Origin of the sequence: Streptomyces cyaneochromogenes (genome assembly GCF_003963535.1) — a bacterium.
Taxonomy (GTDB): Bacteria; Actinomycetota; Actinomycetes; order Streptomycetales; family Streptomycetaceae; genus Streptomyces; species Streptomyces shaanxiensis.
The window spans coordinates 2,456,576-2,470,103 of sequence record NZ_CP034539.1 but is presented as its reverse complement, the minus strand read 5'-3'; the positions used below and the strand labels follow the sequence as shown (position 1 = coordinate 2,470,103).

General features: G+C 70.8%; 13 protein-coding genes and 1 pseudogene. 5 read left to right on the top strand and 9 right to left on the bottom strand.

Annotated elements, in window-relative coordinates; all coding sequences use genetic code 11:
- The first annotated feature begins 61 nt into the window (after positions 1-61).
- The gene (locus tag EJ357_RS10980; RefSeq protein ID WP_407698478.1) at positions 62-1,108 is read left to right on the top strand and encodes a LacI family DNA-binding transcriptional regulator; all 1,047 of its coding nucleotides are present in this window, start codon (positions 62-64) and stop codon (positions 1,106-1,108) included.
- Between the two features lie 209 nt (positions 1,109-1,317).
- Here the strand turns inward: EJ357_RS10980 and EJ357_RS10975 are convergent, their stop codons facing one another.
- The 8 genes from EJ357_RS10975 to EJ357_RS10940 all read right to left on the bottom strand — a co-directional run bounded on the left by EJ357_RS10975 (position 1,318) and on the right by EJ357_RS10940 (position 9,178).
- Complete coding sequence (locus EJ357_RS10975; RefSeq protein ID WP_175647809.1) at positions 1,318-2,508, bottom strand: TerD family protein; 1,191 nt, start codon at positions 2,506-2,508, stop codon at positions 1,318-1,320.
- Positions 2,509-2,571: 63 nt separating this feature from the next.
- Complete coding sequence (locus tag EJ357_RS10970) at positions 2,572-2,793, bottom strand: hypothetical protein (protein ID WP_126391032.1); 222 nt, start codon at positions 2,791-2,793, stop codon at positions 2,572-2,574.
- Positions 2,794-3,051: 258 nt separating this feature from the next.
- Positions 3,052-4,041 carry a zinc-dependent alcohol dehydrogenase family protein gene (locus EJ357_RS10965; protein WP_126391030.1) on the bottom strand — a complete coding sequence of 330 codons (990 nt, stop codon included), beginning with the start codon at positions 4,039-4,041 and terminating at the stop codon, positions 3,052-3,054.
- A complete protein-coding gene (locus EJ357_RS10960) occupies positions 4,038-4,892 on the bottom strand; it encodes a carbohydrate ABC transporter permease (RefSeq protein ID WP_126391028.1) in 855 nt (284 codons plus the stop codon). Before EJ357_RS10960 ends, EJ357_RS10965 begins: the two co-directional genes overlap by 4 nt.
- Positions 4,889-5,827, bottom strand: coding sequence for a carbohydrate ABC transporter permease (locus EJ357_RS10955; RefSeq protein WP_126391026.1), 939 nt, complete (start codon positions 5,825-5,827; stop codon positions 4,889-4,891). The genes EJ357_RS10960 and EJ357_RS10955 overlap by 4 nt, the downstream gene beginning before the upstream one ends.
- On the bottom strand, positions 5,824-7,194 hold the full coding sequence (locus EJ357_RS10950) for an ABC transporter substrate-binding protein (protein ID WP_126391024.1): 1,371 nt from the start codon (positions 7,192-7,194) through the stop codon (positions 5,824-5,826). Before EJ357_RS10950 ends, EJ357_RS10955 begins: the two co-directional genes overlap by 4 nt.
- Positions 7,195-7,313: 119 nt before the next feature.
- Positions 7,314-8,084 carry a DeoR/GlpR family DNA-binding transcription regulator gene (locus tag EJ357_RS10945; RefSeq protein WP_126391022.1) on the bottom strand — a complete coding sequence of 257 codons (771 nt, stop codon included), beginning with the start codon at positions 8,082-8,084 and terminating at the stop codon, positions 7,314-7,316.
- A gap of 269 nt (positions 8,085-8,353) precedes the next feature.
- Positions 8,354-9,178, bottom strand: coding sequence for an NAD-dependent epimerase/dehydratase family protein (locus EJ357_RS10940; RefSeq protein WP_126391020.1), 825 nt, complete (start codon positions 9,176-9,178; stop codon positions 8,354-8,356).
- A gap of 166 nt (positions 9,179-9,344) precedes the next feature.
- On the opposite strand from EJ357_RS10940, the gene EJ357_RS10935 reads away from it, so the two are divergent.
- Entirely contained in the window at positions 9,345-10,298 is a 954-nt protein-coding gene (locus EJ357_RS10935) for a 5-dehydro-4-deoxyglucarate dehydratase (protein ID WP_126391018.1), read from the top strand.
- Entirely contained in the window at positions 10,295-11,458 is a 1,164-nt protein-coding gene (locus tag EJ357_RS10930; protein WP_126391017.1) for a hypothetical protein, read from the top strand. Before EJ357_RS10935 ends, EJ357_RS10930 begins: the two co-directional genes overlap by 4 nt.
- Here EJ357_RS10930 and EJ357_RS10925 read toward each other — a convergent pair.
- A complete protein-coding gene (locus tag EJ357_RS10925) occupies positions 11,395-12,618 on the bottom strand; it encodes an MFS transporter (protein WP_126391015.1) in 1,224 nt (407 codons plus the stop codon). The genes EJ357_RS10930 and EJ357_RS10925 overlap by 64 nt on opposite strands.
- A 296-nt stretch (positions 12,619-12,914) precedes the next feature.
- Between EJ357_RS10925 and EJ357_RS10920 the strand changes: the two genes are divergently transcribed.
- A complete protein-coding gene (locus EJ357_RS10920; protein ID WP_126391013.1) occupies positions 12,915-13,358 on the top strand; it encodes a VOC family protein in 444 nt (147 codons plus the stop codon).
- Between the two features lie 45 nt (positions 13,359-13,403).
- Positions 13,404-13,499: pseudogene (locus tag EJ357_RS49255) on the top strand (DUF6010 family protein); the annotation flags it as partial.
- Positions 13,500-13,528: the final 29 nt, after the last annotated feature.

Here is a 13,528-nt window from a genome sequence, read left to right as displayed (position 1 = left end):
CAGGGACCGGGCCACCCTCGCGATACGGAGCCCTGCCCTGGCGCCCACCTGGCCGGATACAGTGCACAGCGTGTTGGCGGACGATCAGCAGAGGGAGCCGAGTGTCGACCGGACCGACGGCCCTCGCCGCCGGGCCACGATCCACGACGTCGCCCAACTGGCCGGAGTGTCGCGCCAGACCGTCTCCCGCGCGGTGAACGACAAGGGCGAGATCGACCCGGGCACGAAGGAGCGTGTCCTGGAGGCGGCGCGGCTGCTGGACTACCGGCCGAGCCGGTTCGCGCGCGGCCTCGTCCGGAAGGGGACCGTGACGGCGGGGCTGGTGATCCCGGATCTGATGAACCCCTTCTTCCCCGAGGTGGCAGCCGGGGTGCTGGAGGCCGCCGAGCAGCGCGACTGGCAGGTGGTCGTATGGGACACGCGCACCGACGACGCCCGGGAGCGGGAGGCGCTCGACGTGCTCTCCCACCAGGCGGACGCGGTCGTCGGCTACTTCAAGAACCCTGACGACGTGCTGGCCCGGCACCTGGGCGGCGTACCGCTGGTGCTGCTGGAGCGCGGCCCGCAGCAGACCCGCTTCGCGGCCGTGGGGATCGACGCCGCCGCAGGGCTCGAACAGGGCATGGCGCACCTGGTGGCGGCGGGTCACCGCAGGATCGGCATGCTGGACGGCGTCTACGGCCCCGGCCCGCGACGGGAGGCCTTCCTGAAGGAGGCCCGGCGGCACGACCTGCCCGTCGACGACGACTGGATCGCGCTGTGTGACGAGCACAGCGTGGCGGGGGGCGAGGCCGGCATGGAAGGGCTGCTGGACGAGCGGCCCGAGATCACCGCCGTGTTCGGCTTCAACGATCTCATCGCCGTCGGCGCCATGCGTGCCGCCCGGCGTCGCGGCCGCCGGGTCCCGCACGACCTTGCCGTCCTGGGGTTCGACGGACTGTCGCTAGGAGAGTTGGTGGAGCCCGCCCTGACCACTCTGCACATCGACAAACGGCGGCTCGGTCGGCTGGCTGTCGAGCAGTTGGCTCGGCTGCGGGCGGGCGAGGAGCCGATGAGCGGCGCGGATGCCTGGGTCATCCCCGAGCTGGTCGTGCGGGCCTCCGCCTGACACCGCCTGATGGTTCGGCGCGGCTTCCGGGGCCTCGACGCATCGGCTTGCACATCACCTGACCTGATGCATGTCTGACGCCGGACGGACCGGCCCTCGCGTTCCTCGATACGACCGACCGGAACCGTGTCCCAGCTTCCGGTCGCGCCGGGCGCACCCCGTCGACCGGGGGCGCCCTGGACGTCGTACGACTGCCTGTGTGCCTGTGCCTACAGTGCCTGGGCCGCCGGCTTCACCATCCCCCGCACGGTGCGGGACTTCACGAAGTCGCCCATGGCCGTCATCTCCCACTCGCCGGAGAACTGGCGGATGAGCTTGGCCATCATCACGCCCGTCTGCGGTTCGGCGCTGGTCAGGTCGAAGCGGACGAGTTCCTCGCCGGTCGCGGCGTCGAGGAGACGGCAGTAGGCCTTGGCCACCTCGGTGAACTTCTGGCCGGAGAAGGAGTTGACGGTGAAGACCAGGCCGGTGACGTCCTGGGGCAGGCGCCCGAGGTCGACGGTGATGACCTCGTCGTCCCCGCCGCCTTCACCGGTGAGGTTGTCGCCGGAGTGGCGGATGGCGCCCTGCACGATCTGGAGCTTGCCGAAGTAGCAGCTGTCGATGTGGTTGCGCTGCGGGCCGTAGGCGATGACCGAGGCGTCCAGGTCGATGTCCTTGCCGCGGTACGCCGGCTCCCAGCCGAGGCCCATCTTGACCTGGGAGAGCAGCGGACGGCCGCCCTTCATCAGGGAGACGGTCTGGTTCTTCTGGAGGCTGACGCGACCCTTGTCGAGGTTGATCTTCCCGGCGCCGGGGGCGGGGGGTGCGGGCGGAGCCGCGGGCGTGGAGATGGGCGGGGCCGGCGGGGTGACCGGGGGCTGCATGGTGGGCTGCGGCGGGGCCACCGGCGTCGGAGCCGGGGCCGGTTCCTCGACCGTGACGCCGAAGTCGGTGGCGATGCCGGCCAGGCCGTTGGCGTAGCCCTGGCCCACCGCGCGGGCCTTCCAGGCGCCGTTGCGCAGGTAGATCTCGACGATCACCAGTGCCGTCTCGGTGCCGAGCTGCGGGGGAGTGAACGTGGCCAGGACGCTGTTGTCGTCGCCGTTGCGGATGGTGGCCGTCGGCTCGATGCCCTGGAAGGTCTGGCCGGCGGCGTCCGGGCTGGCGGTGACGACGATCTTCTCGATGCCGGGGGGAACGGCCGCGGTGTCGACGATGATCGCGTCGGGGCTGGTGCCACCGCCCGAGCGGTACGTCACACCCGGGCCCTGGGGCTGGTTGTAGAAGATGAAGTCGTCGTCGGAGCGCACCTTGCCGTCGGCGGTGAGCAGCAGGCCCGATACGTCGAGCCGCACCGGGGCGGCGACGTCCACCGTCACGCGCGCGGCGGAGAGAGGGATGTTCGAGCCGGGGGTCATAGCTGTCATGCCCGGTGAACGAGCGGGGGCGCTTTACCGTTCCCTTACCAGCGACCGATCGGGTCAGCGGCGGTTGCGGGGGTGATCGCGGGCCGTGCGCTCGTTGCCGCGCTTGTAGTTTCCGGTCCAGCGGGCCATGACCAGTTGCGGGTCGGACGTCTCGATCTCGGCGAGGAACTGGGCGGCGCGGGGGCCGTGGAGGGTGGTGGCGGGGCGGCCGTGGTGGGTGATGTGTACGGTGCCGTTCGCGTGTTCCTGGTAGGTGAATCCGTGGGGTCGGGGCATGGTCGGGATCGTAGGGGGAGGGGAGCGGCGGTCCCAACGGATTTCGAGGCCGGTGCCCTTCGGCCGCTCGGGTATGCGGTGTCCATGGATTCGCCCCCGCCGCCCCTACCCGTCCCGTCCCTGGGGGCTGCCGCCCCCAGACCCCCGCATCGGCCCGAAGGGCCTCGTCCTCAAACGCCGGACGGGCTGAAATTGTCGGGGCCGGCGTTCGAGGAGCGGGGTTTTAGGGGGCCAGAGCTCCCAGCGGGGTCGATCCCCCTACGGCACCACCACGATCTTCCGCCCCACCCCCGACGCGAACTGCCCCAGCGCCTCCGGATACCGCTCCAGCGGAACGCGGTCGCTGATGAAGATCTCCGGGTCCAGCACCCCGTTCGCGAACAGCTCCGCCGCCCGTTCGAAGCTGTGCAGGACAGCCATGGAGCCCGTGATGGTGATCTCCTGGTTGTAGATGCGGTACGGGTCGATCGTCACGCGCGTCGCGTAGTCCGCGACGCCGAACTGGAGGAAGGTGCCGGCCTTGGCCACCCGGTCCAGGCCGTCCTGGATCGCGGCCGCGTTGCCCGTGGCGTCGACGACCAGGTCCCAGCCCTGGGGGCGGTCCAGTTCGTCCGGGTTCGCGGCGCAGGCCGAGACGCCGAGGCGGCGTGCGGTCTCCAGGCGGGAGGGGTTCACGTCCACCACGTCCACGCTGGCGGCCCCCGTCCGCTTGGCCAGCTCCAGCATCATCAGGCCCATCGTGCCGGAGCCGTAGATCAGGACGTGGGCGCCGAGACGGGAGCGGAGGACGTCGTAGCCCCGTACCGCGCACGACAACGGCTCCACCAGCGCCGCGTCCTGGGTACGGACGTGCTCGGGGAGACGTACGCAGTTCGCCACCGGGGCCACCGCGAACTGCGCCGCACCCCCGGCCGTCGTCACGCCGATCGCCGCCCAGCGCTCGCAGAGGTTGTTGTGGCCCGTACGGCAGTAACGGCACTCGTAGCAGTACAACGAGGGGTCTACCGCGACCCTGTCGCCCACCGAGATCTCCGTGACCTGGGTGCCGACCCCGACCACCTCGCCCGCGAACTCGTGCCCGGGCACGATCGGCAGCTTGGGCGCGAACTCGCCCTGGAGGATGTGCAGATCGGTGCCGCACAGGCCGCACGCGGCGACCTCGACCACGACCTCGCGCGGGCCCGGCGTCGGATCCGGGACCTCGGCGACGACGGCCTTGCCCACGGACTCGATGACGGCGGCCTTCATTTCACGGCTCCCAACGACAGGCCCTGGACCAGCTTGTCCTGGGCGGCGAACCCCGCGGCGAGCACCGGCAGGGAGATGACGAGCGAGGCGGCGCACACCTTCGCCAGGAACAGGCCCTGGCTGGTGATGAAGCCGGTCAGGAAGACGGGGGCGGTCTCCGCCACCACGCCGGTCAGTACTCGGGCGAACAGCAGCTCGTTCCAGCTGAAGATGAAGCAGATCAGGGCCGTGGCGGCGATGCCCGGGAGGGCGATGGGGGCCACCACGCGGGTCAGGATCGTCGGGAGCCTTGCGCCGTCCACCCTCGCCGCCTCGATGATCGCCACCGGGACCTCGGCCAGGAAGGACTGCATCATCCACACCGCGATCGGCAGGTTCATGGAGGTGTAGAGGATGACCAGCAGCCATATGTTGTCGAGCATGTCCGTGTTCTTCGCGAACAGGTACAGGGGCAGGAGGCCCGCCACCGCCGGCAGCATCTTCGTCGACAGGAAGAAGAACAGGACGTCCGTCCACTTCTTCACCGGGCGGATCGAGAGGGCGTACGCCGCCGGGAGGGCCAGGACCAGGACGAACAGGGTCGAGGCGACGGACGCCACCGTCGAGTTGATCAGCGCCGGCCAGGGGCTCGCCCCGCCGCCCGCGCCGAAGAACTCGCGGTAGCCGTCCAGCGTCAGCGACGCGGCGAAGGACGGCGGGTTGGTCGCCGCGTCCTGCTCGGAGTGGAAGGACGTCAGGGCCATCCACGCGATCGGCAGGAAGAACAGGATTCCGAGCAGCCAGGCCACCAGGCCCAGGCCGGCTCCCTTGCGGCGGCTGCGCATACGAGGTCGTACGGCTACTGCACTCATGCGCGTGACACCTCCTCGCGGAACAGGGACGACACCACGCGCAGCGCGAAGGTCGCGATGATGATCGAGCCGATGACCACCAGGACGCCCGCGGCCGAGGCGAGGCCGTTCTCATGGGCCTGGTAGAAGCTCTGGTAGACGGTGTAGGGGAGGTTGGCGGTGCCGAGGCCCCCGGACGTGATCGTGAAGACCGCGTCGAAGTTCTGCACGATGTAGATCGAGCCGAGCAGGGCGCCGAGTTCGAGGTAGCGGCGCAGGTGGGGGAGTGTGAGGTGGCGGAAGATCTGCCAGTCGCTCGCGCCGTCGACCCGGGCCGCCTCGATCTGCTCGTGGTCGCGGCTCTGCAGGCCGGCCAGCAGGATCAGCATCATGAACGGCGTCCACTGCCAGACCAGGGACGCCTCGACCGCGAGCAGCGGGGTGTTGGAGATCCAGTCGGGCTGTGGGCCGCCCACATAGTGCAACAACCCATTGAACAGGCCGTATTCGGGGTTGTAGAGCACATGTTTCCAGAGCAGGGCCGCCGCCACCGGGACCACGAGGAACGGGGCGATGAGGAGGGTGCGGACCACGCCGCGGCCGCGGAACCTGCGGTCGAGGAGCAGGGCCAGCACCAGGCCCAGGACCAGGCTGGCCAGCACCACCGCGGCCGTCAGCAGCACCGTCGTCCACACCGAGTGCCGCAGGTCCGCGTCGGTGAGGACCTCCCGGTAGTTGTCGATGCCGGCGAAATGGCGGGCGTCGGGGTAGAGGGAGTTCCAGTCGAAGAAGGAGATCACCAGTGTGGCCACGAACGGCAGCTGGGTCACCGCGATCATGAAGACCAGGGCGGGCAGCAGGGGGGCGCGGGTCGCCCAGGCGCGGAGCCTTGGGGAGGGCCTGCGGGCCGTATGCACGGGTGTCGTGGCCACGGGGGCCGTCGTAGTCGCTGTCATCGCCCCTCGTACTCCTCGGAGATCTTCTCGGCGAGCTGCTGGGACTTCTTCAGGGCCGACTCGACGGACTGGCGTCCGGCGATGGCCGCGCTGATCTCCTGGGAGACCTTGGTGCCGAGATCGGTGAACTCGGGGATGCCGACGAACTGGATGCCGGGCGCGGGGCGCGGCTGTACGCCGGGGTCGTTCGGGCGGGCGCCCTCGATGGCTTCCTTCGTCATCTCCTGGAAGGCGGCCGCCTCCTGGCGGTATGCCGGGTTGGCGTAGGTGGAGGCCCGCTTGCCGGCCGGCACGTTGGACCAGCCGATCTCGTCGCCCACCAGCTGCTCGTACTGCTTGCCGGACGCCCAGGACACGAACTTCCAGGCCTTGTCCGGGTTCCGGGACGCCTCCTGGATGCCCCAGGCCCAGGTGTAGAGCCAGCCGGCGGACTCCGTCTTCTCGACGGGCGCGGGTGCGTAGCCGACCTTGCCCTTGACCGGGCTGTTCGCCGCCTCCAGGGAACCGGCCGCGGAGGTGGCGTCGTACCACATGGCGACCTTGCCCTGGGTCATGTTGTTCAGGCACTCGGCGAACCCGGACTGGGCCGCTCCGGACTCACCGTGCTCGCGCACCAGGTCGACATAGAACTTCGTCGCCTCTTCCCACTCGGGGGAGTCGAGCCGGGCCTTCCAGTCCTTGTCGAACCAGGTGCCGCCGAAGGTGTTCACGACGGTGGTGAGCGGGGCCATCACCTCGCCCCAGCCGGGCAGGCCGCGCAGACAGATGCCCTTCATGCCCGACTCGGCGCCGTCCACCTTGGCCGCGAGGTCCGCCACCTGCTGCCAGGTGGGGTGCGCGGGCATCGTCAGCCCTTCCTTCTCGAACACGTCCTTGCGGTACATGAGGAAGGACGACTCGCCGTAGAAGGGCTGGCCGTAGAGCTTGCCGTCGTCGCCGGTCAGGGACTGGCGCATCGGCCCCAGGACGTCCTGCTCGTCGTACGCCGGGTCCTTGGCGACGTAGGAGTTCATCTCCTTGAGCCAGCCGTTGCGGGCGTAGATCGGTATCTCGTAGTTGGAGAGGGTGGCGACGTCGTACTGGCCCGCCTGGTTGGCGAAGTCCTGGCTGATCTTGTCGCGGACGTCGTTCTCGGGCAGGACGGTGAAGTTGACCTTGATACCGGTCTCTTCGGTGAAGCGGGGGGCGAGCTTCTGCAACTCCGTCATCTGGGGGTTGTTGACCATGAGGACGTTGATCGAGTTGCCGCCCGACCCCGCCCCGCCGGCTCCGACCCAGCAGCCGGAGAGCAGCGGGGCGAGCAGCGTCCCTGCGGCGGCCATGGCGAGCGTGGCTCGCGGTGGCCGTCGTCGGCTCTGGGTTCGCATGGATCGCTCCTGGATGGGGGGACGTATGGAGGGATGGCGTAGGGGGAGAGAGGGATATAGGGGAGATAAAGGACGCTGTCGGGTATGGATGTGCCTTGCACAGGACGTGAGTCGGACTGTCAGACGCGGATGACCTGAGGTCCCAGCAGCGAGTACCGATGCGCCTCGGCGGCCGGAAGCAGGGTGCTCGTCACGATCGCCTCCAGCGCGCCGATGTCGGCGAACCTGCAGAAGCTGACCGCTCCGAACTTGGTGTGGACGCCCGCGAACACTGTGCGGCGCGCGGCCCGGATCGCCTGCGACTTGACCTCGCTGACCGCCGGGTCGGGGGTGGTGAGCCCGTGCTCACGGGAGATGCCGTTGGCGCCGATGAACGCCAGGTCGATGACGAAGCCGGCCAGCATCTTCGTCGTCCAGTGGTCGACGGTGGCGAGGGTGCCGGGCCGCACCCGGCCACCGAGGAGCAGCACGGAGACGTGCTCCGACTCGGCGAGGGCGCCCGCGACCGGCAGGGACGCGGTGACCACGGTCAGCGGCCGGTCGGTGGGCAGTGCCTCGGCGATGAGCTGCGGGGTGAAGCCCTCGTCGACGAAGACCGTCTCGGCGTCCCCCAGCAGCTCGGCCGCGGCGCCCGCGACCCGGCGCTTCTCGGGGACATGGCTGGTGGCGCGGAAGGCGAGCGTCGTCTCGAAGCCGGCGCTCTCCACCGGGTAGGCGCCGCCATGGGTACGGCGGAGCAGGCCGTGGTCCTCCAGGACGCGCAGGTCCCGCCGTACGGTCTCCTTGGCCACGCCCAGCTCGGTGGCGAGCGCGGTGACGTCGACGGAGCCGTCGCGCCGTGCGGCCAGCACGATCTCGCGCTGGCGTTCTTCCGCCGTTCTCGTGCTCATGCCGACACTTGCCTTCCGCTGTGCTGCCCGTTCGGGCCCGGTGCGGCCCATGGGGGAATTTCTACAGCGGGGTTTCGGCGCTGACCAGGTCTGTTGCATGCCCGATGCTGCCCGTATGCGCCCGTTCACGGTGCGGGGTGCCCGTCGCGGACCTGCATGGTTGTGGTGGGGCGCGTGAGATCGGGCGCGCGCGGCGCCCGAATACGGCGGCGGGCGGGCCCGTTCGGTGCCCGCCCGTCCTTCGGGAGCCTGTCGACGGCTCGTTTCGGTCAGTACGGCCAGATGGGCGGGTCGCTCACGAAGTGGCCGCCCAGGTAGGCGTGCGCGATGTTCTCCGGGTCGAGCTCGCCCTGCTCGGCGATCAGCTTCTCGGCGTACGGCTCGGAGTCGTCCCGCGGCTCGTAGCCGAGGGCGCGGGCGGTGGTCAGGTCCCACCACAGGCGGGTGTTGGCGGAGGAGCCGTAGACGACGGTGTGCCCGACGTTCTCGGCGGTCAGGGCCGCGTGGAAGAGGCGGGCGCCGTCGGCGGGGCTCATCCACACGGACAGCATGCGCACGCTGGTCGGCTCGGGGAAGCAGGAGCCGATGCGCACGGACACCGTCTCCAAGCCGTACTTGTCCCAGTAGAACTGGGCGAGGTCCTCACCGAAGGACTTGGACAGTCCGTAGAAGGTGTCGGGGCGGCGCGGGGTGTCGACGGGGATCAGTGCGCCCGCGTCATGCGGTGCGGTGCCCTCGGGGCGGGGGGTGAAGCCGACCGCGTGGTTGGAGGAGGCGAAGACGATACGGCTCACGCCCTCCTCGCGGGCGGCCTCGTACAGGTTGTAGGTGCCCTCGATGTTCGCCCGGAGGATCTTCTCGAACGGGGCTTCCAGGGAGATGCCCGCGAGGTGGATGATCGCGTCGACGCCCCGCACGGCCTCGCGCAGCGCCTCCCGGTCGGCGAGGTCGGCGACGATCGAGTCCGGCTCGCCCTCCACGGGGCGCAGGTCGAGCAGGCGCAGCTGATAGCCGTACTCCGGGAGCAGGTCCCGCATCAGGGTGCCGAGTCCGCCGGCGGCGCCGGTGAGCAGAACGGTGCGGGGCGCTGGCATCCTCGGGTCTCCTTGAGTCGTGGGCCGCATGCGTGCACGGTATTCACATTCTTGGACTAGTTAAGGATCACTGCCCTATCGCGTCAAGAGTGGTGCAGGTTGCGTTCATAACCGTAAACTCTGATCAGAAACCTGCACTTACCCGTTCTCGTTCCAGGGAGAGCCCGTGACGCCTGCCCCCCTCGCCGCTCGACTCGGCATCCCCAGCGGGCCGCTGTTCTTCCCCGTCACCGCCTACGCCTCCGACGGCTCGGTCGACCTCGACACCTACCGCACCCATGTGCGCCGGGGCGTCGAGGCCGGGGCCGCCGCCGTGTTCGCGTGCTGCGGCACCGGGGAGTTCCACGCGCTCACGCCCGAGGAGTACGAGGCGTGCGTGCGGGCTGCCGTCGAGGCGGCGGCGGGACGGGTGCCGGTCGTCGCGGGCACCGGCTACGGCACCGCCCTGGCCGTGCGGTACGCCGGGCTCGCCGGGAGCGCGGGGGCGGACGGGCTGCTCGCCATGCCGCCGTATCTCGTCGTCGCCGGGCAGGAGGGGCTGCTGCGGCACTACCAGGAGATCGCGGCCGCGACCGCGCTCCCCGTCATCGTCTACCAGCGCGACAACGCCGTGTTCACCCCGCGGACCGTCGTCGAGCTGGCCCGCACCGACGGGATCATCGGGCTCAAGGACGGTCTCGGCGACCTCGACCTCATGCAGCGGATCATCAGCGCCGTACGCACCGAGGCCCCCGGCGACTTCCTGTACTTCAACGGCCTGCCGACCGCCGAACAGACCCAGCTCGCCTACCGCGCGATCGGCGTCCCGCTCTACTCCTCCGCCGTGTTCTGCTTCGCCCCGGAGATCGCCCTGGCCTTCCACCGGGCGCTGGAAACCGGCGACGACACCACGGCGGGCCGCCTCCTGGACGGCTTCTACCGCCCCTTCGTCGAACTGCGCGCCCAGGGCCGCGGATACGCCGTCGCGCTGGTCAAGGCGGGGGTACGGCTGCGCGGGCTGGACGTCGGCGAGGTCCGGCCCCCGCTGCACGAGCCGAGCGAGGATCACGTCAAGCAGCTCGCCCAGGTGATCGAGCGCGGTTACGCGCTGCTGGAGAAGGAGCCGGAGGAGGCCAAGTGAAGGCGTCGGCATTCCTATACCCCTGGGATGTCAACGGGGACCCGGAGGCGCCCGGGAGGACAGCCGCCCTCGGCGTGCACCAGGTGACGCTCGCCGCCGCCTACCACTCCACCCGCGCCCTCACCCCCCGCCACCCGCGCCACCGCATCGTCACCGCAGAACACGCGGCCGTGCTCTACCCGACGGACGACCGGTGGGCGGGCCGGGAGCTGCGCCCGTACGCGGCGGGGGACTGGGCGCCCGGTGACGCGTACGGCGAGGCGGCCACCGCACTCGCGAACGCGGGCCTGGAGGTCCACACCTGGGTGGTTCTCGCGCACAACTCCCGCCTGGGCGCCGAGCATCCGGCCACCTCGGTCGTCAACGCCTACGGCGACCGCTACCCGTGGGCGCCCTGCATCGCACAGCCCGCCACGCGCGCGTACCTCGTCGACCTGGCCGCCGAGGCCGCCGTACGCCCCGGGGCGCGCGGCACCGAGTTGGAGTCCCTCGGCTGGTACGGCCTCCAGCATCTGCACGCCCACGACAAGACCGGCGGGGTCCCGCTCGGGGACGCCGGCCAGTACCTGATGGCGCTCTGCTTCTGCCCCACCTGCCGGGAGGGCTACGGCGCCCAGGGCCTGGACCCCGACGCGCTCGCGGCCGCCGTACGGGCCGCCCTGGAGCCGCTGTGGCAGGGCACGGTCGCCGACGAGGGCTGGGCCGGGGTGGAGAAGCTGCTCGGCTCGCAGACGGCGGCGGCCACGCGCGCGTGGCGCGACGAAAGCGCCCGTACGCTCCAGGAGGCAGCGGTCGCCGCCGTCCGCGTGGCCGCACCCGCCGGCTTCCAGGTGCTGCTGCACGCCGACCCGGTGACGTACCACGTGGGCGCCAACCCGGGCGTCGACCCCGCGCACATCCTCTCCGTCGCGGACGGCGTGGTCGTGCCCTGCGCGGGCGGACCCGGTCTGCTGACGCCGTTCGCCGAGCAGGGCCGCGAGGGCGCCGTCATCGCCGCCAACTTCGGTGTGGTCTTGGGGATGGGCGGCAGCCCGGGCACGCTGGCGTCGGACGCGGCACGCGCGCGTGAGCTGGGGGCCACGGAAATCCGGCTCTATCACGCGGGGTTGGCGTCGGACGCGGACTTGGCCGCGGTGCGGGAGGCGCTCGCCGGGCTGTGAAGCAGCGGTAGGGCGGTCACCAGCCACACGGCGCCGAGGACCGCCAACAGCAGCCGTACGTCGACCAGTTCGACGAGCGCCGCCCCCATGGCCAGCCCGATGACGTTCGGCGCGTAGACGAGGGTGTTGGCCGTGGCGGCGGTACGGCCGAGCAGCGCGTCCGGCGTCTCACGCTGTACGGCGGTGAGCGCGGCGATGAGCACGCAGGGCAGGCCCGCGCCGATCGCCGCGCTGCAGACCAGGGCGACCGGGTCGGACGGGATCGCCCTCAGCCCCGCCGCGGCGGCCGTCACGGCGATGCCGTACGCCGCGAAACGGCGTTCGCCGAGGCGACGCAGGGCCGGACCGGAGAGCAGCCCGATCGCCACCGAACCGGCGCCCTGGACGGCGTACAGCACACCGGCGTACGCGGGAGCGTGTCCGAGAGCGTCGATGACGGCGTGGACCAGCGACCCGCTGAGTCCCGCGAAGAGCATGGTCGTGCCGCCGGCCAGGACGAGCGGGCGCAGCCGGGGGTGCGACCAGAGATGGCGGGCGCCCTCGGCGGTCCGCGCCCGTCGGCCGCCGCTCGGCGGCCCGGGCCTGCTCTCGCGGACCCGGAGAGCAGCGTACAGGCCGGTCGCCACCACGAACGTCAGGGCGTCGAGCAGGGCGACACTCGCGCCGCCGTACGCCGCGTAGACACCCGCGCCGGCCAGTGGCGCGAGGAGTTTCATGCCCTCGGTGGCCGTCATGCGCAGCCCGTTGAAGTCGCCGAGCAGCGGTGCGGGGACCGCGCTCGCGACGAGGGCGGACTCGGCCGCGTCGTGCACGACGCCTGCCGCGCCGTAGACGAACAGGACCGCGAAGAGGAGCCAGAGGCGATCCGGGGAGTCGACGGTGGGGAGCGTGAGCAGGAGGGCGGCCAGGAGGAGGTCGGCGCCGATCAGCAGCGGTTTGCGGCGGATGCGGTCGGCGAGCGTGCCGAGCAGCGGGCCGGCCAGGGTGGGCGCCCACAGGGCGAGCATGCACAGCGCGGCCAGGCCGTCGGACCCGGTGAGGTCCTTGACCCATACGCCGGATGCCAGCCACAGCGCCGAGGTGCCGAATCCGGAGATCACGGCTCCGGTGAGGTAGAGGCGGGCGTCGCGGTCGCGCAGGACGGTCCATGTCGTCGTCATGCCTGGCGATCGTGGTGCTAAGGGGGGTGGGCGCGGATCGGGAAGGTGCCCTACGGGGACGGCCCTCTCGGAAGGTGAACACTCGGCCAACTACCTGTGTGCGCCCGCAATTTGACCGTGACGTGAGGCCGGCCCGTGATGTAACCTTCAAGCAAAGAAAAGGTAAAGTCTGCGGGAGGCGAACGTGTTCGAACTGCGCAAAGAAGCGGAGATGAGGCAGCACTCGGAGAGGATGGCCAGGGAACTCGCTCTGAGGAATCTTCTGAAGAGGCAGCGCGCAGAAAGCGGCGAGACGGATGAGAACCCTGCACTTCAGCCTGAGAGTGACCGATCCTGAGCGGTCGCTCGCCTTCTATACGGCCGTCGGCTACGAGGTGGTCGGGAGCGTCCCCGACACCCCGCTGGGGCGGCTGACCATGCTCAAACTCCCTGGTGACGAGTTCGTCAGCATCGAGCTCGTCCACGATCCCGCCGGGCGGCAGGCCGGACGACACGCCGGGCGGGACGAGGCCGACGCCGACAGCGGCCTCAGCCACTTCGTCATCAAGGTGGAGTCGATGGACGCCACCCTCGCCGAGCTCACCGCCCGTGGCGTCGATGCCGAGGCACCCGTGTCCCCGGACGGCTCGGACGACTTCCGGACGGCGTGGCTCACGGACCCGGACGGCAACCGGATCGAACTGGTCCAGTGGCCGGCCGGTCACCCCGACGGTCTGAGCGCGGCCGACTGGCAGGACTGAGTCCGGTCGTCGGCGAGAACCGAGCGGGCCCGGCGGGGGGACGTCGTGCACCACCTCAAGGGCAACCCGATCGTCCCGTTCTCCCACGACTCCTCGCTGGGATGCGCGATCTGCGACCCGGTGATCGCCCTGTGGTGCCTGGGCGGCGGAAGGACGCCGCGGGAGCTGGC